The sequence below is a fragment of the Streptomyces sp. NPDC048182 genome (assembly GCF_043202555.1).
Lineage (GTDB): Bacteria > Actinomycetota > Actinomycetes > Streptomycetales > Streptomycetaceae > Streptomyces.
Genome location: NZ_JBIDAQ010000009.1, coordinates 202425 through 226090, shown reverse-complemented (window position 1 = coordinate 226090; position 23666 = coordinate 202425). Strand labels below are relative to the sequence as shown.

Annotated in this window: 19 protein-coding genes; 16 read left to right on the top strand and 3 right to left on the bottom strand. The window is 74.0% G+C overall.

What is annotated here, in order from left to right:
- The first annotated feature begins 1 nt into the window (after position 1).
- Positions 2 to 1129 (top strand): tRNA 2-thiouridine(34) synthase MnmA, encoded by a 1128-nt coding sequence (gene mnmA, locus ACGFZL_RS19730; RefSeq protein WP_393693238.1) that lies wholly within the window; start codon positions 2 to 4, stop codon positions 1127 to 1129.
- A gap of 19 nt (positions 1130 to 1148) precedes the next feature.
- On the opposite strand, the gene ACGFZL_RS19725 is transcribed toward mnmA, so the two are convergent.
- On the bottom strand, positions 1149 to 1472 hold the full coding sequence (locus ACGFZL_RS19725) for a DUF427 domain-containing protein (protein WP_355175974.1): 324 nt from the start codon (positions 1470 to 1472) through the stop codon (positions 1149 to 1151).
- Positions 1473 to 1581: 109 nt separating this feature from the next.
- Between ACGFZL_RS19725 and ACGFZL_RS19720 the strand changes: the two genes are divergently transcribed.
- The 14 genes from ACGFZL_RS19720 (at position 1582) to ACGFZL_RS19655 (ending at position 20128) form a co-directional block, all read left to right on the top strand.
- On the top strand, positions 1582 to 2121 hold the full coding sequence (locus ACGFZL_RS19720; RefSeq protein WP_355175973.1) for a TIGR00730 family Rossman fold protein: 540 nt from the start codon (positions 1582 to 1584) through the stop codon (positions 2119 to 2121).
- 38 nt (positions 2122 to 2159) lie between these two features.
- Entirely contained in the window at positions 2160 to 2849 is a 690-nt protein-coding gene (locus ACGFZL_RS19715) for an SDR family oxidoreductase (RefSeq protein ID WP_355175972.1), read from the top strand.
- A 207-nt stretch (positions 2850 to 3056) separates the two neighbouring features.
- Positions 3057 to 4070 carry a methionine synthase gene (locus ACGFZL_RS19710; protein WP_393693354.1) on the top strand — a complete coding sequence of 338 codons (1014 nt, stop codon included), beginning with the start codon at positions 3057 to 3059 and terminating at the stop codon, positions 4068 to 4070.
- A 15-nt stretch (positions 4071 to 4085) separates the two neighbouring features.
- Complete coding sequence (gene ligA / locus ACGFZL_RS19705) at positions 4086 to 6278, top strand: NAD-dependent DNA ligase LigA (RefSeq protein ID WP_355176265.1); 2193 nt, start codon at positions 4086 to 4088, stop codon at positions 6276 to 6278.
- Positions 6279 to 6536: 258 nt separating this feature from the next.
- The gene (locus ACGFZL_RS19700; RefSeq protein ID WP_393693234.1) at positions 6537 to 8786 is read left to right on the top strand and encodes a putative bifunctional diguanylate cyclase/phosphodiesterase; all 2250 of its coding nucleotides are present in this window, start codon (positions 6537 to 6539) and stop codon (positions 8784 to 8786) included.
- Between the two features lie 543 nt (positions 8787 to 9329).
- Complete coding sequence (gene gatC / locus ACGFZL_RS19695; protein ID WP_070023066.1) at positions 9330 to 9626, top strand: Asp-tRNA(Asn)/Glu-tRNA(Gln) amidotransferase subunit GatC; 297 nt, start codon at positions 9330 to 9332, stop codon at positions 9624 to 9626.
- Between the two features lie 5 nt (positions 9627 to 9631).
- A complete protein-coding gene (gatA, locus tag ACGFZL_RS19690; RefSeq protein WP_393693232.1) occupies positions 9632 to 11146 on the top strand; it encodes an Asp-tRNA(Asn)/Glu-tRNA(Gln) amidotransferase subunit GatA in 1515 nt (504 codons plus the stop codon).
- Positions 11143 to 11385 carry a hypothetical protein gene (locus ACGFZL_RS19685; RefSeq protein WP_355176267.1) on the top strand — a complete coding sequence of 81 codons (243 nt, stop codon included), beginning with the start codon at positions 11143 to 11145 and terminating at the stop codon, positions 11383 to 11385. Before gatA ends, ACGFZL_RS19685 begins: the two co-directional genes overlap by 4 nt.
- A gap of 15 nt (positions 11386 to 11400) precedes the next feature.
- The gene (gatB, locus tag ACGFZL_RS19680) at positions 11401 to 12915 is read left to right on the top strand and encodes an Asp-tRNA(Asn)/Glu-tRNA(Gln) amidotransferase subunit GatB (protein WP_393693229.1); all 1515 of its coding nucleotides are present in this window, start codon (positions 11401 to 11403) and stop codon (positions 12913 to 12915) included.
- A gap of 192 nt (positions 12916 to 13107) precedes the next feature.
- Positions 13108 to 15354, top strand: coding sequence for an MMPL family transporter (locus ACGFZL_RS19675; protein WP_393693227.1), 2247 nt, complete (start codon positions 13108 to 13110; stop codon positions 15352 to 15354).
- A complete protein-coding gene (locus tag ACGFZL_RS19670; RefSeq protein ID WP_393693223.1) occupies positions 15332 to 15892 on the top strand; it encodes a GNAT family N-acetyltransferase in 561 nt (186 codons plus the stop codon). The genes ACGFZL_RS19675 and ACGFZL_RS19670 overlap by 23 nt, the downstream gene beginning before the upstream one ends.
- A 35-nt stretch (positions 15893 to 15927) precedes the next feature.
- On the top strand, positions 15928 to 16476 hold the full coding sequence (locus ACGFZL_RS19665) for a hypothetical protein (protein ID WP_393693221.1): 549 nt from the start codon (positions 15928 to 15930) through the stop codon (positions 16474 to 16476).
- Positions 16477 to 16682: 206 nt separating this feature from the next.
- Positions 16683 to 16868 carry a hypothetical protein gene (locus ACGFZL_RS19660; RefSeq protein WP_355176272.1) on the top strand — a complete coding sequence of 62 codons (186 nt, stop codon included), beginning with the start codon at positions 16683 to 16685 and terminating at the stop codon, positions 16866 to 16868.
- 146 nt (positions 16869 to 17014) lie between these two features.
- On the top strand, positions 17015 to 20128 hold the full coding sequence (locus ACGFZL_RS19655; protein WP_393693219.1) for an AAA family ATPase: 3114 nt from the start codon (positions 17015 to 17017) through the stop codon (positions 20126 to 20128).
- On the opposite strand, the gene ACGFZL_RS19650 is transcribed toward ACGFZL_RS19655, so the two are convergent.
- Positions 20121 to 21287, bottom strand: a complete 1167-nt coding sequence (locus ACGFZL_RS19650; RefSeq protein ID WP_393693352.1) for a PQQ-dependent sugar dehydrogenase — start codon at positions 21285 to 21287, stop codon at positions 20121 to 20123. The genes ACGFZL_RS19655 and ACGFZL_RS19650 overlap by 8 nt on opposite strands.
- Before the next feature lie 109 nt (positions 21288 to 21396).
- A complete protein-coding gene (locus ACGFZL_RS19645) occupies positions 21397 to 22395 on the bottom strand; it encodes an aldo/keto reductase (protein WP_393693217.1) in 999 nt (332 codons plus the stop codon).
- Positions 22396 to 22468: 73 nt separating this feature from the next.
- Between ACGFZL_RS19645 and ACGFZL_RS19640 the strand changes: the two genes are divergently transcribed.
- Positions 22469 to 23410: a 2-hydroxyacid dehydrogenase gene (locus tag ACGFZL_RS19640; protein WP_355176275.1), complete on the top strand. Its 942-nt coding sequence runs from the start codon at positions 22469 to 22471 to the stop codon at positions 23408 to 23410.
- Positions 23411 to 23666: the final 256 nt, after the last annotated feature.

The window sequence follows — 23666 nt, the reverse complement described above, 5'->3', positions numbered from 1 at the left end:
TATGACTGACTCCCCGCAGCGCACCCGTCCCCTCCGCGTCCTCGCCGCCATGTCGGGCGGCGTCGACTCCGCCGTCGCCGCCGCCCGCGCCGCCGAGGCGGGGCACGACGTGACCGGCGTCCACCTGGCGCTCTCCGCCAACCCGCAGTCCTTCCGCACCGGCGCCCGTGGCTGCTGCACCATCGAGGACTCCCGGGACGCCCGCCGCGCCGCCGACGTCATCGGCATCCCGTTCTACGTCTGGGACCTCGCCGAGCGCTTCCGCGAGGACGTCGTCGAGGACTTCGTCGCCGAGTACGAGGCCGGGCGCACCCCGAACCCGTGCCTGCGCTGCAACGAGAAGATCAAGTTCGCCGCGCTGCTCGACAAGGCCCTGGCGCTGGGCTTCGACGCGGTCTGCACCGGCCACTACGCGCAGGTGGTCACTCGCGCGGACGGCGTCCGCGAGCTGCACCGCGCCTCCGACATGGCCAAGGACCAGTCGTACGTGCTCGGCGTCCTGGACGACCGCCAGCTGGCGCACGCCATGTTCCCGCTGGGCGACACGGTGACCACCAAGGACGAGATCCGCGCCGAGGCCGAGCGCCGGGGCCTCGCGGTGGCCAAGAAGCCCGACTCGCACGACATCTGCTTCATCGCCGACGGCGACACCCAGGGCTTCCTCGCGAACCGCCTCGGCCGCGCCGAGGGCGACATCCTGGACGAGGCCGGGCAGCGCGTCGGCACCCACGAGGGCGCGTACGGCTTCACCATCGGCCAGCGCAAGGGCCTCAGGATCGGCACCCCGGCGCCCGACGGCAAGCCGCGCTACGTGCTGGACATCTCGCCGGTCGACAACACGGTCACCGTCGGCCCCGCCGCCGCCCTCGACGTCACCGCGCTGCGCGCGATCAAGCCTCGCTGGTGCGGCGCCGCCCCCGCCGGAGCGGGCACCTACACGGCCCAGCTCCGGGCGCACGGCGGCGAGACCGAGGTGCGCGCCGAGCACGTCGACGGCGCCCTGTCGGTCACCTTCGCCGAGCCGGTGCGCGGGGTCGCCCCCGGCCAGGCGATCGTGCTGTACGACGGCACGCGCGTGGTGGGTTCGGCGACGATCGCGTCCACCACGCGCGCGACGGCGTCGGTCTAGCGGTCCCTCGCGGGGCGCCTCACGCCACCTCCACCTCGTAGAAGCAGAGGTGGTCCTTGATCTCGGCCACCTCCGGCTTCGGGTCCGGGTACGCCCAGACGGCGTCCGGCGCGTCCGGCAGCGACCAGTAGGACGCGTCGCCCTTGAAGGGGCAGTGCGTGGTGGTCGCCGACGGGGTCAGCAGGTCCACGCGCACGTCGATGGGCGGTAGGTAGTACCGGTCGGGGCAGCCGGTCTCCTTCAGGACCAGCGCCTCGTCGCTCTCGGCGAGAACCTGCCCGTCGCGCACCACGCGCACGTGCCGGTCGCTCGGCTCCACGGTGATCTGGTGCCCTGTGCTCACGATCGATCGTCCTCCTCGTGCGGTCGGCCTCTGTCGGTACAGCGTGCCCGGGAGCGCGCTTCTTCCCCGCGAGGCGGGGCCGTGCGGACCGGGTCGTACGGTGGGAGCCATGAACATCTGCGTCTTCCTCTCCGCCGCCGACCTCGACGACCGCTACACCCGCCCCGCCCGGCAGTTCGCCGAGCTGCTCGGCAAGGGCGGCCACACGCTGGTGTGGGGCGGCTCGGACGTCGGCCTGATGAAGGTCGTCGCCGACGGCGTCCAGGAGTCCGGCGGGCGGCTCATGGGGGTGTCGGTGAAGTTCCTCGCCGCCACCGCCCGCGACGGCGTGGACGAGATGGTCGTCGCCGAGGACCTCGCCGAGCGCAAGCGGCTGCTCCTGGAGAGGGCCGACGCCGTGGTCATCATGGTCGGCGGCACCGGCACACTGGACGAGGCGACGGAGATCCTGGAGCTGAAGAAGCACGGGCACACCGACAAGCCGGTGGTGCTGCTCAACACGGCCGGCTTCTACGACGGCCTCAAGGAGCAGTTCCGCCGCATGGAGGACGAGGGCTTCCTGCCCCGCCCCCTCACCGAGCTGGTCTTCTTCGCCGAGGAGCCGGTCGGCGCGCTCGCCCACCTGGAGGAGAGCCAGGGCGTGGCCTGACCTCGGAGGGCGTGCCGGCGGGTGCGAGCATGGCGGGCATGGCTACTCATGTGATCACCGGTGCCGGCTCCGGCATCGGCGCGGCCGTCGCCCGCCGGCTGCACGAGCGCGGCGACGACGTCGTGCTGCACGCGCGCGACGCGGGCCGCGCCAAGGAGCTGGCGGCCGGCCTGCCCGGCGCCCGCACCCTGGTCGGCGACCTCGCCGACCCCGACAAGCTCTCCTGGGCGCTGTCCCACCAGAGCCTGCCCGACCGGGTCGACTCGCTGCTGCACATCGCCGGCGTGGTCGACCTCGGCCCGGTCGGCGACCTCACCCCCAAGACCTGGCGCCACCAGCTGAACGTCAACCTGATCGCCCCGGCCGAGCTGACCCGCCTGCTGCTGCCCCAGCTGCGCGTCGCCCAGGGGCACGTCGTCTTCGTCAACTCCGGCGCGGGCCTCTCCGCCGGGCCCGACTGGGCCGCGTACGCCGCCTCCAAGCACGGCCTCAAGGCCCTCGCCGACTCCCTCCGCCAGGAGGAGCACGGCAACGGGGTCCGGGTCACGTCCGTCTACCCCGGCCGCACGGCCAGCCCCATGCAGGAGAAGGTCCACCGCCAGGAGGGCAAGGAGTACGACCCGCGCCGCTGGATCGACCCGGAGTCGGTGGCGACGGCGCTTTTGATGGCCCTGGACCTGCCCAGGGATGCCGAGGTGAACGACCTGACGGTCCGCCCTGGTCAGTGAAGGGGCGCGTTGGCGCAGCCCGGCGCGGCGGGGTGCCTCCCCCAAGCTCTTCGAGCAGGGGGGACCCCCAGCGCCCACCCGTGCCGCCCCAGCGGCACGACTGCCCGCAGCTGGGGAGTGGGCGGGACTGTATGCCCTAGGGGCGCGGGGAACTGCGCGACCAGCCACGACGCACTCGCACCCGACTACGCTTCCGGTGTGAGTGAGATCGGTACCCCAGCCCAAGACCTTCCCCGCTTCGGCGCAGCCACCGGCATCGGGTCCCTGCCCGGGCAGAACGCCAGGGAGGCCGTCAAGGCGGCCGTCGGCAGCCTTGAGGACTTCCCGTTCCTGCCCGAGCTCCCCGCCCGCGGCCCCGGCGCCGACATGATCGGCCGCACCGCCGGGATGCTGGTCGAGCTGTACGCCCGCGTGGAGCCCAGCGGCTGGCGCCTCGGCGACCGCCCGGGCCGGGACACCAAGCGGGCCAGGTCCTGGCTGGGGGAGGACCTGGACGCCCTGGAGGAGTTCACCCAGGGCTACCAGGGCCCCCTCAAGGTCCAGGCCGTCGGCCCCTGGACGCTCGCCGCCGCCCTGGAGCTGCGCGGCGGCGAGGCCGTCCTCTCCGACGCCGGCGCCTGCCGCGACCTGGCCGCCTCCCTCGCCGAGGGCCTGCGCCAGCACCTCGCCGAGGTCGCCCGAAGGGTGCCCGGCGCCCGCCTCGTGCTCCAGCTGGACGAGCCGTCGCTCACCGCCGTGCTGCGCGGCCAGATCCGCAGCGCCAGCGGCTACCGCACCCACCGCGCCGTGGACCGCCAGGTCGTCGAGGCGGCGCTGCGCGACGTCGCCGGGGTGCACGGCACCGGCCCGGTCGTGGTCCACTCGTGCGCGCCGGACGTGCCGTTCGCCCTGCTGCGCCGGGCCGGCGTCGCGGGCGTCTCCTTCGACTTCTCCCTGCTCACCGAGCGTGACGACGAGGTGCTCGGCGAGGCGGTGGAAGGCGGCACCCGGCTGTTCGCCGGTGTCGTGCCGGGCACGGACGGTCCGTTGTCAGACCCTGCCGGTAGCGTCATGGGTGTCAGGACGCTGTGGCGCAGGCTGGGGCTGTCTCCGGAGCTTCTCGCGGAGGCCGTCACGGTCACCCCGGCGTGCGGGCTCGCGGGCGCGTCCCCCGAGTACGCGCGGCGGGCGCTCGCCCACTGCGTCCGGGCGGCGAGATCCCTCGCGGACGACCCAGAGTAACGGGAGGACCATACGGTGGCCGGCGACAAGCAGGCGGAGACGACGAGCGTGCCCGCCGAGGCGCGCGAGAAGCACGTGCAGCTCGCTGAGCAGATCGAGGAGCACCGCTTCCGGTACTACGTACGGGACGCCCCGGTCGTCAGCGACGCCGAGTTCGACCGGCTGCTGCGCACCCTGGAGGAGCTGGAGGAGCAGTATCCGGAGCTGCGCACCCCGGACTCCCCGACCCAGAAGGTCTCCGGTTCCTACGAGACGGAGTTCACCGCCGTCGCGCACCGCACCCGGATGCTCTCGCTGGACAACACGTTCAACGACGACGAGCTGGCCGCCTGGGTCGAGCGCCTCCACAAGGAGCTGGGCACCCAGCAGTTCCACCTGCTGTGCGAGCTGAAGGTCGACGGCCTCGCCGTCAACCTCACCTATGAGCGCGGCCGGCTGGTCCGCGCGGCCACCCGCGGTGACGGCCGCACCGGCGAGGACATCACCCCCAACGTCCGCACCATCGCCGACATCCCCGAGCGGCTGACCGGCGACAAGGTCCCCGACCTGGTGGAGATCCGCGGCGAGGTCTTCTTCCCGATGGAGAAGTTCGAGGAGCTGAACGCCCGTCTGGTCGCGGCCGGCGACAAGCCGTTCGCCAACCCGCGCAACGCGGCGGCCGGTTCGCTGCGCCAGAAGGACCCCCGGGTCACCGCGGGGCGTCCGCTGCACATGGTGGTGCACGGCATCGGCGCCCTGGAGGGGTATCAGGGCATCACCCGCCTCTCCGAGGCGTACGACCTGCTGAGCACCTGGGGCCTGCCCACCTCCCCGCACAACCGGGTCGTGGACGACCTCACGGGCGTCGGCGAGTTCATCCGGTACTTCGGCGAGCACCGCCACTCCGTGGCCCATGAGATCGACGGCGTGGTCGTCAAGCTGGACGAGATCCGCCTCCAGGGCCGGCTCGGCTCCACCGCCCGCGCCCCGCGCTGGGCGATCGCGTACAAGTACGCGCCGGAGGAGGTCAACACCAAGCTCATCGACATCAAGGTCGGCGTCGGCCGGACCGGCCGGGTCACCCCCTTCGCCCAGGTCGAGCCGGTCACCGTGGCCGGCAGCGAGGTCGAGTTCGCCACCCTGCACAACCAGGAGGTCGTCAAGTCCAAGGGCGTCCTCATCGGCGACACGGTGGTGCTGCGCAAGGCCGGGGACGTCATCCCGGAGATCCTCGGGCCGGTCGCCGACCTGCGCGACGGCAGCGAGCGGGAGTTCGTCATGCCGACGAAGTGCCCCGAGTGCGGCACCCCGCTGCGCGCCATGAAGGAGGGCGACATCGACCTCCGCTGCCCCAACGCCCGCACCTGCCCGGCCCAGTTGCGCGAGCGCGTCGCCTACCTCGCCGGGCGGCAGTGCCTGGACATCGACCACTTCGGCGGCGTGGCCGCCGCCGCCCTCACCCAGCCGCTGGAGCCGGCCGACCCGCCGATGGTCGACGAGGGCGACCTCTTCGGCCTCACCGTGGAGAAGCTGCTGCCCATCCGGGCGTACGTCCTCGACCCGGACAGCGGGCTGCCCAAGCGCGACCCGAAGACCGGCGAGGAGAAGATCGTCACCGTCTTCGCCAACCAGAAGGGCGAGCCGAAGAAGAACACCCTCGCGCTCTTGGAGCGCATCGAGGAGGCCAAGTCCCGCCCCCTGGCCCGGTTCCTCAACGGCCTGTCCATCCGGCATGTCGGGCCGGTCGCCGCGCAGGCGCTGGCCCGTGAGTTCCCCTCGATCGAGCGCATCGAGCAGGCGAGCGAGGAGGAGTTGGCGAACACCGAGGGCGTCGGACCGATCATCGCCGCCTCCCTCAAGGAGTGGTTCGCCGAGGACTGGCACCGCGAGATCGTCCGGAAATGGAAGGCGGCCGGAGTCCCGCTGGAGGACGCCTCGACCGGCGACGACGAGGGGCCGCGCCCGCTGGCGGGGCTGACCGTCGTCGTCACCGGAACCCTGGAGGACTTCACCCGGGACGAGGCCAAGGACGCCCTGCAGAGCAGAGGTGCCAAGGTCACGGGCTCGGTGTCCAAGAAGACGTCCTTCGTCGTGGCCGGCGACAACCCCGGCTCCAAGTACGACAAGGCGGTGCAGGCCAAGGTCCCGGTGCTGGACGAGGACGGGTTCCGCGTCCTGCTCGACCAGGGCCCCGACGCGGCGGCGGGCGTGGCGCTTTCGGCTGAGTAAGGGCGGTTGAAGGGGCCCCGAACGGCGCATACCAGATGCATACGGGTGGCCGGGTCGCATTCGGGCAACCGTCGGCGACCGCTGCCCCTACCAGCCTTCAGCGGCCTACTGTTGAGATGTGCGCCCGCCGCGACGTCGCGGCCGGGCGTCCCCCTGCCGGTTCCTGGACGGGGGAGGCTCTCCACCGCGGAGCCGTATGAGGGTTGTCCGGCGTCGGGCCGCGCGGTGTGCGCACCGCCGGCTGTGAGAGGGACGGGAATGGAACCGACCGAGAGCGCCGCCGCGGCCGCACGGCTGCGCCTGCGCCGCCTGGCGGGGGCCTGGCACGAGTCCCGGTGGCCCGCGCAGCGCGGCAGCGCGCCGGCCGGGGCACGGCGTTCCGCCGCGGACACCGGCGCCGCCGTGCCGTCCGGCAGCCAGATGGGCGGCCGGCTGTCCGACGCCGACACCGACGCCGAACGGCAGCTGTCCTGGCCCGCGTTGCCCGCGGCCGTCGTCGCCGCGGCCGGCTTCGTGCTGGGCGCCGGCTTCTACCACGCCTTCACCGGCGGCCACCCCCTCTTCCCATCGGGCACCGCCGGCTGGTCCCTCGCCCTGCTCACCGGGATCGTCGTCGGCCACCTGGTGATGCTGGGCCGCTCCCGCTGGTGGGGCGGCACCGGCTCGGGCGCGGCCCTCACCCTCGCCGTCCTGCTGCTCTACGGCTGGGTGCCGGCCGGCCTGGTCAGCCTGACCGTCGTGGTCCTGGTCGGCGTCGCCCGCCGGGGCCGCTGGCGGCAGGGCGTCCTGCACGGCGCGGTGGACGTCCTCGGCATCGCCGCCGGCGCGCTGCTGCTCGCCGCCCTGGGCAGCGCGCCGTCCGTGGAGACGCCCTGGGACCCGGCCGGCTGGACGGTGTCCGCGCTGCCCAAGGTGGTGCTGGCCGCGGTCGCCTACCTCGCCGTCACCCGCGCCCTGCTCTGGTACCTCCAGGCGCCGCGGGCCGGCCTGCCCACCGTCGCCCGCACCGCCCTGGTCCGCCAGGGCCTGGTGGCCGTCGCACTGCTCGGCATCGCCCCGCTGGTGTGCGTGGTCGCCGTCGCCAAGCCGCTGCTGCTGCCGCTGTTCGCCATCCCGCTCATCGCCCTCGACTCCACGCTGTGGATCGCCCGCGCCCGCGCCGAGGAGCAGCTGCGCGACCCGCTCACCGGGCTGCCCAACCGGCAGTGGCTCCTGGAGCGGACCTGGACCGCGCTGGACGACGCCGAGCGGATCGGCGCCCGTTCCGCCCTCATGCTGATCGACCTCGACCGCTTCCGGTCGGTCAACGACACGCTGGGGCACCTGGCCGGCGACCGGCTGCTGCTCCAGACCGCCGACCGGCTGCGCCTCGCGCTGCCCCGCGGCGCGGAGGCCGCCCGTCTGGGCGGCGACGAGTTCGCCGTCTTACTGCCCGTCGCCGACTCGACCACGTCGGCGACCCGGATCGCCCGCGGCCTCGTCGCCGCGCTCAGCTCCCCGCTGGACCTGGACGGGCTCACCCTCGTCCTGGAGGCCAGCGCGGGAGTCGCCGTCTTCCCGGACCACGCCCTCGACGCGGAGGGCCTGCTGCGCCGGGCGGACGTCGCGATGTACCAGGCGAAGCGGGACCGTACAGGCGTCGAGGTCTACGAGTCCAAGCGGGACTCCAACACCCCCGACCGGCTCGGCCTCCTCGGCGACCTGCGCCGCGCCCTGGACGCGCACGAGGTGCAGCTGCACTACCAGCCCAAGGTCCGCTTCGACGGCCAGGTGGCCGGCCTGGAGGCGCTGGTGCGCTGGGTGCACCCGGAGCGGGGCAAGGTGCCGCCGGACGAGTTCATAGCGATCGCCGAGTCCTCCGGCCTGATGCCCCACCTCACCGAGTACGTGCTGGAGACGGCACTCGCCCAGGTCGCCCGCTGGCGCGCGCAGGGGCTCTTCGTGCCGGTCGCGGTGAACGTCTCGCCGCGCGACGTCCACACCCCCGGATTCGCCGGCTCGGTCGCCGCGCGGCTGGCCCGGCACGGGGTCCCCGCGGGGGCGCTCCAGCTGGAGATCACCGAGCACGTCCTCCTGGAGGACCCGCAGCGGGCCGCCGACACCCTCGCCGGGCTCACCGGGCACGGCGTGAAGATGTCCCTGGACGACTTCGGCACGGGGTACTCCTCCCTCGTCCACCTGCGCCGGCTCCCGGTCAGCGAGCTGAAGATCGACCGCTCCTTCGTGGCCCGGCTCGCGATCGACGCGGAGGACGCGTCGATCGTCCGCTGCACGGTGGACCTCGCCCACTCCCTCGGCCTCCTCGTCGTCGCCGAGGGCGTCGAGGACGACGAGACCTGGGAGCGCCTGCGCGACCTCGGCTGCGACGCGGTCCAGGGCTGGCTGGTGGCCGCGGCGATGCCGGCCGACGAGGCCACGGCGTGGCTCCTCGCCCGAGGCGCCCGAGGCTGGCAACGCCCCACAGCGGCGCTGCCCGCTGCCGCGGACGACCAGGGCCGCGTGATCTGAGGGCCCCCTCGGGCGCGTACGCGTCTGCGGGAACGCCGTGGCTGGTCGCGCAGTTCCCCGCGCCCCTTGGGTGGGATGGTGGTACCGACCGTCGTCAGGTGCAGGTGCGTCGTGGGCATTCGCGCAGTTCCCCGCGCCCCTGGGTGGGATGGTGGTGCCGATCGTTTTCAGGTGCCGGCCCGTCGTGGCTGGTCGCGCAGTTCCCCGCGCCCCTGAGGGCGTCCACAGCACGTCCCCAAGGGGCGCGGGGAACTGCGCGCCAAGCCACAACGCACCCGCACCGGCGCACGACCGCCACCACCCACCCACCCCTCCAGGGGCGCGGGGAACTGCGCGAATGCCCACGACGCACCTGCACCCGACCACGAGCGTCACCACCCACCCACCCTCCAGGGGCGCGGGGAACTGCGCGAACGGCCACGGCGTACCCGCGGCCGCCGTGCGACGGAAGGCCCCCGCCCGGTGGGCGAAGCACAGGTGGGCCGCCGCGACCCATAGGATTGGTCCCGGACCAACACACTCACGACCCCAGAGGAACGCCGCATGCCTGGCATCACGCGCGAGGAGGTCGCCCACCTCGCCCGGCTGGCGCGTCTGGAGCTGAAGCCCGAAGAGCTCGAGCACTTCGCGGGACAGCTGGACGACATCATCGGCGCGGTCGCCCGCGTCAGCGAGGTCGCCGACCAAGACGTACCGCCGACCTCGCACCCGCTCCCGCTGACGAACGTCATGCGGGCCGACGAGGTCCGTCCGTCGCTCACGCCCGAGCAGGCGCTCTCCGGCGCCCCGGCCCAGGAGCAGCAGCGTTTCAAGGTGCCGCAGATCCTGGGGGAGGAGTAACCGCCATGAGCGACGCCATCACCGAGCTCGACGCCGTCATCAAGCTCACCGCGGCCGAGATCGCCGCGAAGATCGCCTCCGGCGAGCTGACCGCCGTCGAGGTCACCGAGGCCCACCTCGCCCGCATCGAGGCCGTCGACGAGAAGGTGCACGCCTTCCTGCACGTCGACCGCGAGGGCGCCCTCGCCCAGGCCCGCGCCGTGGACGCCAAGCGCGAGCGCGGCGAGAAGCTCGGCCCGCTGGCCGGCGTGCCTCTCGCGCTGAAGGACATCTTCACCACCGAGGGCGTGCCCACGACCGTCGGCTCGAAGATCCTGGAGGGCTGGATCCCGCCGTACGACGCCACGGTCACCCGGAAGCTGAAGGCCGCCGACGTCGTCATCCTCGGCAAGACCAACATGGACGAGTTCGCGATGGGCTCCTCCACCGAGAACAGCGCCTACGGCCCCACCGGCAACCCCTGGGACCTCACCCGGATCCCCGGCGGCTCCGGCGGCGGCTCCTCGGCCGCGCTGGCCGCCTTCCAGGCGCCGCTGGCCATCGGCACCGACACCGGCGGCTCCATCCGCCAGCCCGCGGCCGTCACCGGCACGGTCGGCGTGAAGCCGACGTACGGCGGCGTGTCCCGCTACGGCATGGTGGCCTTCTCCTCCTCCCTCGACCAGGGCGGCCCCTGCGCCCGCACGGTCCTGGACGCGGCCCTGCTGCACGAGGTGATCGCCGGCCACGACCCGCTGGACTCCACCTCGGTGGACGCCCCGGTCCCGGCCGTCGTCGAGGCCGCCCGCAACGGCAGCGTCGAGGGCATGCGCGTCGGCGTCGTCAAGCAGTTCCGCGGCGAGGGCTACCAGGCCGGCGTCGTGCAGCGCTTCGACGAGTCGGTGGCGCTGCTCAAGGAGCTGGGCGCCGAGATCGTGGAGCTGGACTGCCCGTCCTTCGACCTCGCGCTCTCCGCGTACTACCTGATCGCGCCCTCCGAGTGCTCCTCCAACCTCGCCCGCTTCGACGGCCTGCGCTACGGCCGCCGCACCGGCGACGACGGCGGCCACTCCGCCGAGGAGGTCACCTCCCTGACCCGCGAGGCCGGCTTCGGCCCCGAGGTCAAGCGCCGCATCATGCTGGGCACGTACGCCCTGTCCAGCGGGTACTACGACGCCTACTACGGCAGCGCGCAGAAGGTCCGCACCCTGATCAAGCAGGAGTTCGAGCGGGCCTTCGAGCAGGTCGACGTGATCGTCTCCCCGACGACCCCGACCACCGCCTTCCCGATCGGCGAGCGCGCCGACGACCCGATGGCGATGTACCTCGCCGACCTGTGCACCATCCCCACCAACCTGGCGGGCAACGCGGCCATGTCGCTGCCCTGCGGCCTCGCGCCGGAGGACAACCTGCCGGTCGGTCTCCAGATCATCGCCCCCGCCATGCAGGACGACCGCCTGTACAAGGTCGGTGCCGCCGTCGAGGCCGCCTTCGTGGAACAGTGGGGCCACCCGCTCCTAGAGGAGGCTCCGTCGCTGTGAGCAAGGCACTGTCGAAGGCCAAGGGCTTCAAGAAGTCCAAGTCCGGCCTGTACCTGTCCATGGCCACCACCGCGTTCGGTGCGGTCAGCATCGCCAAGCAGGCCCGGCTGGCCCGCGCCGAGAGCGACACGCTCCGCCTGATCGACGCCGCCGTGTCCGCCGCCGCCGTCGCCACCGGCCTCGCGATCCTCTACCGCGAGCTGAAGCGCCTCGGCGACGACGACGTCCTGCTGGGCTGAGAGGGAATCCCCACCGTGACCACCACGACCGACCTGGTGTCGTACGAGGACGCGCTGGCGTCGTACGACCCCGTCATGGGCCTCGAGGTCCATGTCGAACTCGGCACCAGGACGAAGATGTTCTGCGGCTGCTCCACCGCGCTCGGCGCCGGTGCGAACAGCCAGACCTGCCCCGTCTGCCTCGGCCTGCCCGGCGCGCTCCCGGTCGTCAACGCGACCGGCGTCGAGTCCGCGATCAAGATCGGCCTCGCGCTGAACTGCTCGATCGCCGAGTGGTGCCGCTTCGCCCGGAAGAACTACTTCTATCCGGACATGCCGAAGAACTTCCAGACCTCCCAGTACGACGAGCCGATCGCCTTCGACGGCTACCTCGACGTGCAGCTGGAGGACGGCGAGACCTTCCGCGTGGAGATCGAGCGCGCCCACATGGAGGAGGACACCGGCAAGTCGACGCACGTCGGCGGCGCCACCGGCCGCATCCACGGCGCGTCCCACTCCCTGCTGGACTACAACCGCGCCGGCATCCCGCTGATCGAGATCGTCACCAAGCCGATCGAGGGCGCCGGCGAGCGCGCCCCCGAGGTGGCCAAGGCGTACGTCCGCGAGCTGCGCGAGGTCATCCGGGCGCTCGGCGTCTCCGACGCCCGCATGGAGATGGGCCAGATGCGCTGCGACGTGAACCTGTCGCTGCGCCCGCACGGCCGGGAGAAGTTCGGCACCCGCAGCGAGACGAAGAACGTCAACTCGCTGCGCTCCGTCGAGCGCGCCGCCCGCTTCGAGATCCAGCGGCACGCGGCCGTCCTCGACGGCGGCGGCACGATCATCCAGGAGACCCGCCACTTCCACGAGGACACCGGGTCGACGACCTCGGGCCGCGTGAAGGAGGAGGCCGAGGACTACCGGTACTTCCCGGAGCCGGACCTGGTGCCGGTCGCCCCGTCCCGCGAGTGGGTCGAGGGGATCCGCGCCGCGCTGCCGGAGCTGCCGCTGGCCCGCCGCACCCGTCTGCTGGCGGAGTGGGGCATCTCGGCCACCGACATGCAGTCGATCACCAACGCCGGTGCCCTCGACCTGATCGTCGCCACCATCGGCGCCGGCGCCGACGCCGCCGCCGCCCGCAAGTGGTGGATGGGCGAGCTGGCCCGCAGCGCCAACGAGTCCGGCACCGCCCTGGACGAGCTGGCGATCACGCCGGTGCAGGTGGCCCGGGTCGCCGAGCTGGTCGCCAAGGGCGAGCTGAACGACAAGCTGGCCCGCCAGGTCATCGAGGGCGTCCTGGCCGGCGAGGGCACCCCGGACGAGGTCGTAGACAAGCGCGGCCTGAAGGTCGTCTCCGACGAGGGCGCCCTCACCACGGCCGTGGACGAGGCCATCGCCGGCAACCCGGGCATCGCGGACAAGATCCGCGGCGGCAAGGTGGCCGCGGCCGGCGCCCTGGTCGGCGCGGTCATGAAGGCGACCCGCGGCCAGGCGGACGCGGCCCGCGTCAAGGAGCTGATCCTCCAGCGGCTCGGGGTCTCCGAGGGCTGATCACCTTCTGGGAGGGGGCGCACCGGCATCGGCGCGCCCCCTCTTTCTGTGCCGTGATTTCTGTGCCGTGACCTGTTTGCTGCGAACCCTTTGCTGTGAAGCGGCACACGAATCCCGCAAACGATCACCTTTGCCTGCAAGAGTGTCTGCGCAGCACCAAACAACCCACAAACAGACACCGGGAGCACGTTGGTGGCAGCCCTGGCCCGCTGGTGTGTCGCACGCCGTCTCGTCGTCGTCCTGCTCTGGCTCCTCGCCCTCGGTGGCACGGCCACCGCCGCCGCCCTCGCCGGCTCCGCCTACTCCAACGACTACGGCGTCCCCGACACCGGCTCCGACCGCGCCGCCCGGCTCCTGGCGACCGGCTTCCCCGGCCTGCGCGGCGACGCCGACACGGTCGTCTGGCGCACCACCGAGGGCACCGTCCGCGCCCCGGACGTCGAGCAGACCATGACCCGCGCCCTGGACAGCATCGCGGACCTGCCCGGCGTCGCCTCGGTCACCGGCCCGTACGACGAACCCGACTCCGAGCTGATCAGCGAGGACTCCCGCACCGCCTACGCCGTCGTCACCTTCGCCGCCGAGACACCGGACGTCGATCCCGCCGAGGCGCGGGCCGTGGTCCGCACGGCCGAGGCCGCCGCGGGCGACGGCCTCCGCGTCGAGCTGGGCGGCGGCGCCGTCGCCCTCACCCAGGCGCCCGGCGGCCACCTCGCCGAGGTCGTCGGGGTGAGCGTGGCCGCCGTCGTGCTGTTCCTCGCCTTCGGCTCCCTGGCCGCCTCGCTGCTGCCCATCGCCACCGCGCTGGTCTCCGTCGGCACCGCCTACGCCGGCATCACCCTGCTCGGCCACGCCATGACCGTCGCCGACTTCGCGCCGATGCTGGGCACCCTCATCGGGCTCGGCGTCGGCATCGACTACGCCCTGTTCATCGTCACCCGGCACCGGCGCGGCCTGAAGCAGGGCCTCACCGTCCCCGAGGCCGCCGAGCGGGCCGTCGCCACCACCGGGCGGGCCGTCGTCTTCGCGGGTGCGACGGTGTGCATCGCCCTGCTCGGCATGCTCATCCTGCGGCTCAGCTTCCTGAACGGCGTCGCCGTCGCGGCCTCGCTGACCGTCGTCCTCACCGTCGCCGCCTCCGTCACGCTGCTGCCCGCCCTGCTGGCGTACATCGGCCCGCGCGCCCTGACCCGGGGCGAACGGCGCCGGCTCGCCGCGCACGGGCCGCGCCCCGAGCTGCCCACCGGGTTCGCCGCCCGCTGGTCGGCCCTCGTGGAGCGCCGCCCGAAGCTGCTCGGCGCCCTCGCCCTGGCCGTCGTCACCGTCCTCGCGCTGCCCACCCTGTCGCTGCGCCTGGGCACCTCCGACCAGGGCAACGACCCGCGCGGCAGCACCACCCGCGCGGCCTACGAGCTGCTCGCCGAGGGCTTCGGACCCGGCGTCAACGGCCCGCTCACCCTGGTCACCAAGGTCCGCGACGCCGAGGACCGGCTCGCCCTGGACGGCCTGGGCGCCACCCTGCGCACCACCGAGGGCGTCTCCTCGGTCACCCCGGTGACCTACGACGCCGGCGGCGACGCGGGCTACCTGGCCGTCGTCCCCGAGTCGGCGCCCCAGTCCGAGGCCACCAGCGACCTGGTCCACCGGCTGCGCACCGAGGCGCTGCCGCGCGCCGAGGCCGGCACCTCGCTCGACGTGCACGTGGGCGGGGTGACGGCCGGGCACGACGACTTCGCCGGGGTCATCGTCGGCAAGCTGCCGCTCTTCGTCGGCGTGGTGGTGGGCCTGGGCTGCCTGCTGCTCCTGCTGGCCTTCCGCTCGGTCGGCATCCCGCTCAAGGCCGCCGCGATGAACGTCTTCGCGGTGGCCGCGTCCTTCGGGATCGTCGTCGCCGTCTTCCAGTGGGGCTGGGGCAGCGACCTGCTCGGCCTGGGCAGCGCGGGGCCCATCGAGCCGTTCCTGCCGGTGATCATGGTCTCGGTGCTCTTCGGGCTCTCCATGGACTACCAGGTCTTCCTGGTCAGCCGGATGTACGAGGAGTGGCTGGAGACCGGCGACAACCGGCGGGCCGTGCGGGTCGGGCTCGCCGAGACCAGCCGGGTGATCAACTCGGCCGCGGTCATCATGATCTCGGTGTTCCTCGCCTTCGTGCTCAGCGGCGACCGGGTCATCGCCATGTTCGGCATCGCGCTCGCCGCCGCCGTCGCCCTGGACGCGTTCGTGCTGCGCACCCTCCTGGTGCCGGCCCTGATGCACCTGCTCGGCCGTGCCAACTGGTGGCTGCCGCGCCGCCTGGACGCGGCCCTGCCCCGGATCAGCATCGAACCGCCCGAGTGCCGCGCCGCCCATGAGAGGCTGGCCGCCGGCCCGGCCGCCGACGTGGCGGACGGGCTCGCGAGGGAGGAACGGCCGAGCGATGTACGCGATACGACTGGGTGACGACGGCGCCGAGCTGCGCCCCCTGGAGGTCTGGCACGCCGAGGAGTTCCTCGCCCACCTGGAGCGCGGCCGGGACTTCGTCAACCGGTACGTCCCCTTCGGCAGCAAGGCCGTCGACGCCGACTCCGCCCGCGACCTGCTGCGCACCTGGGCCGACCGGCGCGCCGCCGACACCGGCTCCCTGCACGGGCTGTGGCTGGACGGCACGCTGGTCGGCGGGGTGCTCTTCCCGGCCTTCGACGCCGCCACCGGCGTCTGCGAGATCGGCTGCTGGCTGGAGCCGGCCGGCACCGGCCGCGGCCTGGTCACCCGCGGCTGCCGGGTGCTGATCGACTGGGCGTTCCACCAGCGCGGCATGCACCGCGTGGAGTGGCACGCGGCACCCGAGAACATCCCCAGCGGCAAGGCCGCCCGGCGCCTGGGCTTCACCCACGAGGGCGTCCTGCGCGAGGTCTTCCCGCACCGGGGCGTGCGCCAGTCCGCCGACGTCTTCTCGCTGCTCGCCCCCGAGTGGCGCGCGGCCCCCGACGATCATTAAGCAACTTCTCAGACAGCGTCCGTACGGTGCGAGACATGGGAACGAAGACAGTGGACGAGAACGGCCTGCGGCACGACGAGGAGACGACGGACCGGACGGCGACGGACGAGACCGTCGCGACGGAACCCACGGCGGACGGGACCGCCGAGGCCGCTGAGGCCACCGAGGACGCCGCGCGGCCGGCCGGCCCGAGCGGTGTCGGGCAGGGCGCGGGCGCGGTCGTCTCCGCCGCCCTCGGCCTGGTCTCGCTGACCGGCGGCTGGATCGGCACCGTGGCCTCGGCCCGCCAGTCGCTCGTCGGCCAGCTGGAGACCTCCCAGTCCTCCAAGGTCGCCACCATGATCGAGAAGGGCTACGGCGACGCCTGGCACGCCACCGCCCTGTGGGCCGGCCTCTTCGCCCTGCTCGCCCTGGTCGTCGGCGTCGTCGTGCTGGCCCGGCCCGCCTTCGGGGCGCCCGGCCGGCCGCAGGCCGCGTGGATCAAGTCGGTCTCCTGGGCGGGCGTCGCGCTCGGCGTGATCGGCCTGCTCCTGGCCGTCCTGAAGTACACCGACGTCCTGCTGGGCCTGCCCGCCACGGGCTGATCCCGCCCCGCAGCCCCCTTCGCCTGAGGGGTCTTAGGCCGCCGCCGCTCCGCCGGCGCGCGTCCTAAGACCCCTCAGACGCGTCTAAGGCCCTCGTCACGCCGGAAGATGCGGCACTTACCCGATGTGGCGGACCCCCCACGGAGACGAAAGTAGAGGCATCGCAGCAAGCGATACCGACACCGGAAACGACCGAGGGACACACCATGTACGAGTTCGAACTCCAGCAGGTCCGCACCGCCGAACTGATCCGCCGGGCCGACGAGGAGCGCCTGGCCCGCGAGGCCGTCCGCGCCCGGCGGGCCGCCCGCCGCGAAGCCGCCGAGCGCACCGCGGAGACCGAGAGCCATAGCTCCCGCCTCCGGCGGCACCGGGTCGCCCGGCCCGCATGACGGCCGGGAGACGGGGGATCGGGGGACGGGGGGACGGTCACACGGCCGTCCCCCCGCTCACGTCGGGGCCCGCGCTCGCCCCGGGCCCCGCACCGATCACCGCGCCGCCGGTGAAAACCCCTGCCGCGTTGTCCGACCGGCGTGCGATGCTCGGCCGAATGGAGACCAGGTCCGTCAGTCCCGTGTTCATCGGCCGCGCCGGCGAACTGGACACGCTGCACGACGCGCTCGCCCGCGCCACGGGCGGCGGCGCCGTCGGGGCCGCCGGCCCGGCGGGGGAGCCGCAGGCGATGCTGCTCGGCGGCGAGGCCGGGGTCGGCAAGACCCGCCTCGTCGAGGAGTTCGCCGCCGCCGCCCGAAGCCGGGGCGCCGTCGTCGCGCTCGGCGGCTGCGTGGAGATCGGCGCCGACGGGCTGCCCTTCGCGCCCTTCTCCACCGCCCTGCGCGCCCTGCGCCGCGAACTCCCCGACGAGCTTGCGGAAGCCGCCGCCGGCCAGGAGGAGGAGCTGGCCCGCCTCCTGCCCGACCTCGCCGAGCACGCCCCGCGCACCGGCCCGGGCCGGCCCGACGAGGAGAGCACCGCCCGCCTCTTCGAGCTGACCGCCCGCCTCCTGGAGCGCGTCGCCGCCCGGCACACCGTGGTCCTCGCCCTGGAGGACCTGCACTGGGCGGACGCCTCCACCCGCCACCTGATCGCCTACCTCTTCCGCACCCTGCGCACCGGCCGCCTCGTCGTCCTGGCGACCTACCGCTCCGACGACATCCACCGCCGCCACCCGCTGCGCCCCCTGCTCGCCGAACTCGACCGGCTGCGCACCGTCCGCCGCCTCGAGATAGGCCGCTTCACCCGCGACGAGGTCTGCCGCCAGGTGGCCGGCATCCTCGACCGGGAGCCCGAGCCCGGCGAGATCGACGACATCTTCGAACGCTCCGACGGCAACGCCTTCTTCGTAGAGGAACTCGCCGTCGCGTCCCGCGGCGGCTGCTGCGCGGGCCTCAGCGACTCGCTGCGCGACCTGCTCCTGGTCCGCGTCGAGGCGCTGCCCGAGCGCGCCCAGACGGTCGCCCGGATCGTCGCCGAGGGCGGCTCCACCGTCGAGCACCGGCTGCTCGCCGCCGTCGCCCGGCTCTCCGAGGACGACCTGATCGAGGCGCTGCGCGCCGCCGTCGGCGCCAACCTGCTGCTCCCCGCGCCCGACGGCGACGGCTACCGCTTCCGCCACTCCCTGGTCCGCGAGGCCGTCGCCGACGACCTGCTGCCCGGCGAGCGCTCCCGCCTCAACCGCCGCTACGCCGAGGCCCTGGACGCCGACCCGACGCTGGTGCCCGCCGCCGAGCGCGTGATGCGCCTGGCCAGCTACTGGTACCACGCGCACGACCCGGCCAGGGCGCTGCCCGCCGTCCTCGACGCCTCCGTGGAGGCCCGCCGCCGGCACGCCTACGCCGAGCAACTCGGGCTCCTGGAGCGGGCCATGGAGCTGTGGGACACCGCCCCCGACGACGTGCGCGCCGCACTGCGCCCCGTCGACCACACCGAGGTCTACCCGCCCTGCGGCTGCGACCCCGCCACCACGCCCCTGCGCTATCTGGACCTGATGGCGGAGGCCGCCGTCGCCGGGCGGCTGTGCGGGGAGCGCGAGCGGGCCATGAAGATCACCAAGCGGGCGCTGCGCCTGCTGGAGGGCGAGGGGGAGCCCGGCCCCGACGGCGGCCCGGGCGGGCGCCACAAGGACCCCCAGCGGGCCGCCTGGTTCTGGACCCAGCGCTCCCTGCTGGTGCAGTCGCAGGGCCGCGGCGACGGCTGGCGCGAGCTGGGCATCGCGCAGGAACTCGTGCGCGGCCTCCCCCCGTCGGCGGTGCACGCCGAGGTGCTGGCCATGTCGGCCAACTGGTCCATGCTGCACAGCCCGGGTCCGGACGCCGTCGTCGCCGCCGAGCGCGCCGTGGAGTACGCGCGCATGGTGGGCGCCGAGGACATCGAGCTGAACGCCCGGCTCACCCTGGGCGGCCTGATGGTCGACGCCGGCCACGTCGAGGCGGGGCTCGCGGAGCTGTACCAGGTCAAGGAACGGGTGGCGGGACCGGGCCGGCCGGCCCTGGCGGCCCGCGCGCACGTCAACCTGCCCTCGACCCTGGAGGGCCTCGGCCGCTCCGAGGAGGCGGTCGGCATCCTCCGCGAGGGGATCGGCGTCACCCGGCGGATGGGGCTCCTGGAGTCCGAGGCCTGGGTGTGGGGCAACCTCTCCGAGTCGCTCATCTCGCTGGGCCGCTGGGACGAGGCGGTCGAGGCCGCGCTCGTCTCCGGAGCGCCCGGCCGCAGCGCCTCCCCGCGCGGCGGGGCCTGCCTCAAGCGCGCCGTCGTCGCCCTCGCCCGGGGCGACGACGCCGAGGCCGGCCGGCTGCTCGCCGAGGCCCGCGCCGCCTACGGCGCCCACGACCCGATGCCCCAGCAGCGGCTGCCGCTCGGCGCGCTGGAGATCGGCGTCGCCGCCGCCGAGGGCCGCCTCGACGCCGCCCGCGACGCCCTGCGCGCCGCCCTGGACACCGGCTTCCCGCCCGGCACCCAGCGCTACGGCTGGCCCCTGCTGCTGGCCGCCGCCGAGGCCGAGGCCGACGCGCGGGGGCTGCCGGACGCCGAGGAGGGCCGCGCCGAGACGCTCGCCCTGCTGGCCGGGGCGGTCAAGTCGCTGACCACCGGCGCCCCCGTCTGGCTCGCCCACGAGCTGTGGGTACGGGCCGAACTGCGCCGCGCCGAGGGCCTGGACACCCCGCACACCTGGTCGGAGGCGGTCACTGCCTTCGAGCGCCTGGAGCGGCCCTACGACCTGGCCCGGGTCCGGCACCGGCTGGCCGACGCGCTGCTCGCGACCGGCGGCGACGACGAGCGCGCCCGCGCCACCGAGCTGCTCCGCCTCGCGCACACCGTCGCCGGCCACCTCGGCGCCCGCCCGCTGGCCGAGGCGGTGACCCGGCTCGCCCAGCGGGCCCGGCTCACCCTCGGCCACGCCCCGGCGGAGCCGGCCGCCGTCACCGCCGACCCGGCGGGCGGCCTCGGCCTCACCAGCCGGGAGCGCGACGTGCTGCGCCTGGTCTCGGCCGGCCGCACCAACCGGCAGATAGCCGGGGAGCTGTTCATCTCGCCCAAGACGGCCAGCGTCCACGTCTCGAACATCCTGGCCAAGCTGGGCGTCGCGGGCCGCGGCGAGGCGGCGGCCCTGGCCCACCGCCTCGGCCTGTTCGCGGAGGGCGCGGCTAGCTGACCTTCACCTCCAGGATCCGGTCGTCACCGCTCTTCGGGTCGCCCCGCCCGTCCGTGTTGCTGGTGGTGACCCAGAGCCGGTCGTCGCCGGCCGCGACGACCGAGCGCAGCCGGCCGTACTCGCCCGCCAGGAAGGACTGCGGGTCGGCCGAGGCCGCCGTGCCGTTCAGCGGGATCCGCCACAGCCGCTCGCCGCGCAGGCCGGCCATCCACATCGACCCCTCGGCGTAGGCGACGCCGCTGGGGGACGCCTGGTCGGTGTGCCACTGGGCGACGGGGTCCTGGAAGTCGCCTCCGCCGCCCTTGCCCTCGGCCTCCGGCCAACCGTAGTTGCCGCCGGGCTTGATCGCGTTCAGCTCGTCCCAGGTGTCCTGGCCGAACTCGGCGGCGAACAGCCGCTGCTTGTCGTCCCAGGCCAGGCCCTGCACGTTGCGGTGGCCGTAGGAGTAGACGGGGGAGTCGGGGAACGGATTGCCCGGCGCCGGATCCCCGTCCGGGGTCAGACGCAGGATCTTGCCGCCGAGGGACTTGCGGTCCTGGGCCAGGCCCCGCTCGCCGCTCTCGCCGGTGCCCGCGTAGAGCAGCTTGTCCGGGCCGAAGGCGATCCGGCCGCCGTTGTGGATCATGCCCTTGGGGATGCCGCGGAACACCGTGTCCGGGGCGCCGAGCTGCTCGCCGGCCGGCCGGTCGGGGTCGTAGCGCAGGCGCACGATGCGGTTGTCGGAGGCGGAGGTGAAGTAGGCGTAGACCAGGTGGTCGGAGGCGTAGTCGGGGGAGAGCGCGAGCCCGAGCAGCCCGCCCTCGCCGGCCGGCGACACCCCGGACACCTCGCCCAGCTCGGTGGCGCGGCCGGTCTTCTCGTCGACCCGGGAGATCGTGCCCTCGTCGCGCGACCCGACCAGCAGCCCGCCGTCGGGCAGCGGGGCGAGCCCCCAGGGGCTCTTCAGTCCCTTCGCGACGGTCCGCGTCACCGTCGCCGTGCCCTTCGCGGGCGGGGTCGCGGCGGCCGAGGAGGACGGCGCCTGCGAGGCGGCCGTCGTCCGGCTCCCGGACGCCCCGGCCTTCCCGGGCTCGTCGTCACCGCCCCCGCCGGAACAGCCGGCCGTCAGCAGCAGGGCGGCGGCCAACACGGCCGGTACGGCTCGACGTTGCACGATGATCTTCCCTTCGCAGCGGCGGTCTCCCTTGTTGATACTCCGCCGACCCGTGCCGAGTTCCCGCTCCCGCCGACCCGAACCGATCGGGTGAAACAGGGGGCCTGTCCGCCCCTCAGTCCCACGACTCCCGAGCCGCAGGCAACCCGCTCAGCTCCGCGAGGTCCCCGTCGGTCAGGCCCAGGGACGTCGCCGCGGCGTTCTCGCTCACCCAGCGCTCCCGCTTGGTCCCCGGCACCGGGATCACCTGCCGCCCCTGGGCCAGCACCCACGCCAGAGCCACCTGGGCCGGCGTGACCTCGTCCCCGTGGCGGGCCGCGACGCGGCGGAGCCCGGCCACCACCGGCTGGTTCGCGGCCATCATCTCGGCCGTGAAGCGGGGGTGCCGGGCGCGCAGGTCCTCCGGTTCGAAGCCCTGCCCGGGCGTGAGGGTGCCGGTCAGGAAGCCGCTGCCGAGCGGCATCGCGGCGAGCAGGCCGATGCCCCGCGCCTCGCACCAGGGCAGCAGCGCCCGCAGCGCCTCGGGCGCCCACACCGACAGCTCGGCCTGGACCGCGCTCACCGGGAAGACCTGCTGCACCCGCTCCAGGCGACGGATCGTGTCCTCGTACGGCCGCGTCCCCGACCGCCGGGCCGGCCGCGGGCCCATCGCGCACAGCCCCAGCGCCCGGACCTTCCCGGCCCGCACCAGCTCCGCCATCGCCCCCCACGTCTCCTCGACGGGTATCTCGGGGTCGGCCCGGTGCAGCTGCCACAGGTCGATGACGTCGGTCTGGAGCCGCCGCAGCGAGGCGTCGCAGGCCCGGCGCACATACCCGGGGCGGCCGTTGGCCACGATGTGCTGGTCCCCGGCGAGCAGCCCGACCTTGGTCGACACGAAGGCGTCCGCGCGCCGCTCCTTCAGGGCCCGGCCGAGCAGCAGTTCGTTGGTGAACGGGCCGTACATGTCGGCGGTGTCGAGCAGGGACACCCCGAGGTCGAGGGCCCGGTGCACCGCCCGCAGCGACTCGTCCCCCCGCTGCCGCGAGGCGCTGTAGGCCCAGCTCATCGGCATGCACCCCAGTCCGACGGCCCCCACCGCGAGCCCCGCCGCGCCGATCGTCCTGCGCTCCACCTGCCCTGACCCTCCCTCGTCGGGCGACCAACCTAACCAATGCTCCCGCGAGCCTCTGACATAGCCTCCGACCATGACTTATGACGTGTGGCTGCCCCTCCCGCCGGACGAGGTCGCGGGCCTCCCCGAGGGCCCCGCCTACCGGTTCTGGGACGGCGCCGACGACTACCCCGCCGACCCGGCCGACTGCGCCTTCTACGTCGTCCCGTACATGAAGCCGGCCGGCCTCGCCGTCCGCCCGCTGCCCCGGATGACCTCCCTCCAGGTCGTCCAGACCCTCACCGCGGGCGTCGACAACGTCGAGCAGAGCCTCGGCGACCTGCCGGCCGGGGTCCGGCTGTGCAACGCCCGCGGCGTGCACGAGGCCAGCACCGCCGAGCTGGCCCTCACCCTGATCCTCGCCTCGCTGCGCGGCGTGCCCGACTTCGTGCGGGGCCAGGACCGGGGCGAGTGGCGCGGCGGCTTCCGGCCCGCGCTCGCCGACCGCTCCGTGCTGATCGTCGGCTACGGCTCCATCGGCGCCGCGATCGAGGACCGGCTCGTGCCGTTCGAGGTCGCGCCGGTCACGCGCGTCGCGCGCTCCGCGCGCACCACGGAGCGCGGTCCCGTGCACCCGCTCGGCGAACTCCCCGCGCTGCTCCCCGAGGCGGACGTCGTCGTGCTCTCCACCCCGCTCGACGCGAGCACCCGGCACCTGGCCGACGCCGCCTTCCTGGCCCGCATGAAGGACGGCGCGCTCCTGGTCAACGTCTCGCGCGGCCCCGTGGTCGACACCGACGCCCTGCTCGCCGAGCTGACGAGCGGCCGGCTCACCGCCGCCCTCGACGTCACCGACCCCGAACCCCTCCCGCCCGGCCACCCGTTGTGGCAGGCGCCCGGCGTGCTGGTCAGCCCGCACGTCGGCGGCCCCACGTCCGCGTTCCGACCCCGCGCCGAGCGGCTCCTGGTGGACCAGTTGGGCCGTTTCACCCGTGGCGAGGACCTGCGCAATGTGATCCTGACGACGGGCGCCTAGAGCCCGTTCCGGCACCCTCCGCAGCTCTCCCGATGCGGTGGGTATCCGCATATCCGCTGGTCGTCACGGAGCGTAGAGAAGCTATGTCCCTGCGTGACGAGTCTGGTGTATCGTCCGACAGGAAACGCGCCGCGCACGGGTACGGCGCCGGGGGCGCGACACGGACGTACTCAGACGGCGGGACGACACAGACGTACTCAGACGGTGATGGGGGGCGACGGGCGATGCACGGCCAATGGACGAACGACCCGACGCG

Coding starts and splice junctions, on each gene's coding strand:
- ACGFZL_RS19640 (WP_355176275.1), top strand. CDS start 22,469: ATGACTTATGACGTGTGGCTGCCCCTCCCGCCGGACGAGGTCGCGGGC.
- ACGFZL_RS19670 (WP_393693223.1), top strand. CDS start 15,332: ATGTACGCGATACGACTGGGTGACGACGGCGCCGAGCTGCGCCCCCTG.
- ACGFZL_RS19700 (WP_393693234.1), top strand. CDS start 6,537: ATGGAACCGACCGAGAGCGCCGCCGCGGCCGCACGGCTGCGCCTGCGC.
- ACGFZL_RS19720 (WP_355175973.1), top strand. CDS start 1,582: ATGAACATCTGCGTCTTCCTCTCCGCCGCCGACCTCGACGACCGCTAC.
- ACGFZL_RS19660 (WP_355176272.1), top strand. CDS start 16,683: ATGTACGAGTTCGAACTCCAGCAGGTCCGCACCGCCGAACTGATCCGC.
- ACGFZL_RS19665 (WP_393693221.1), top strand. CDS start 15,928: ATGGGAACGAAGACAGTGGACGAGAACGGCCTGCGGCACGACGAGGAG.
- gatC (WP_070023066.1), top strand. CDS start 9,330: ATGCCTGGCATCACGCGCGAGGAGGTCGCCCACCTCGCCCGGCTGGCG.
- gatA (WP_393693232.1), top strand. CDS start 9,632: ATGAGCGACGCCATCACCGAGCTCGACGCCGTCATCAAGCTCACCGCG.
- mnmA (WP_393693238.1), top strand. CDS start 2: ATGACTGACTCCCCGCAGCGCACCCGTCCCCTCCGCGTCCTCGCCGCC.
- ACGFZL_RS19715 (WP_355175972.1), top strand. CDS start 2,160: ATGGCTACTCATGTGATCACCGGTGCCGGCTCCGGCATCGGCGCGGCC.
- ACGFZL_RS19655 (WP_393693219.1), top strand. CDS start 17,015: ATGCTCGGCCGAATGGAGACCAGGTCCGTCAGTCCCGTGTTCATCGGC.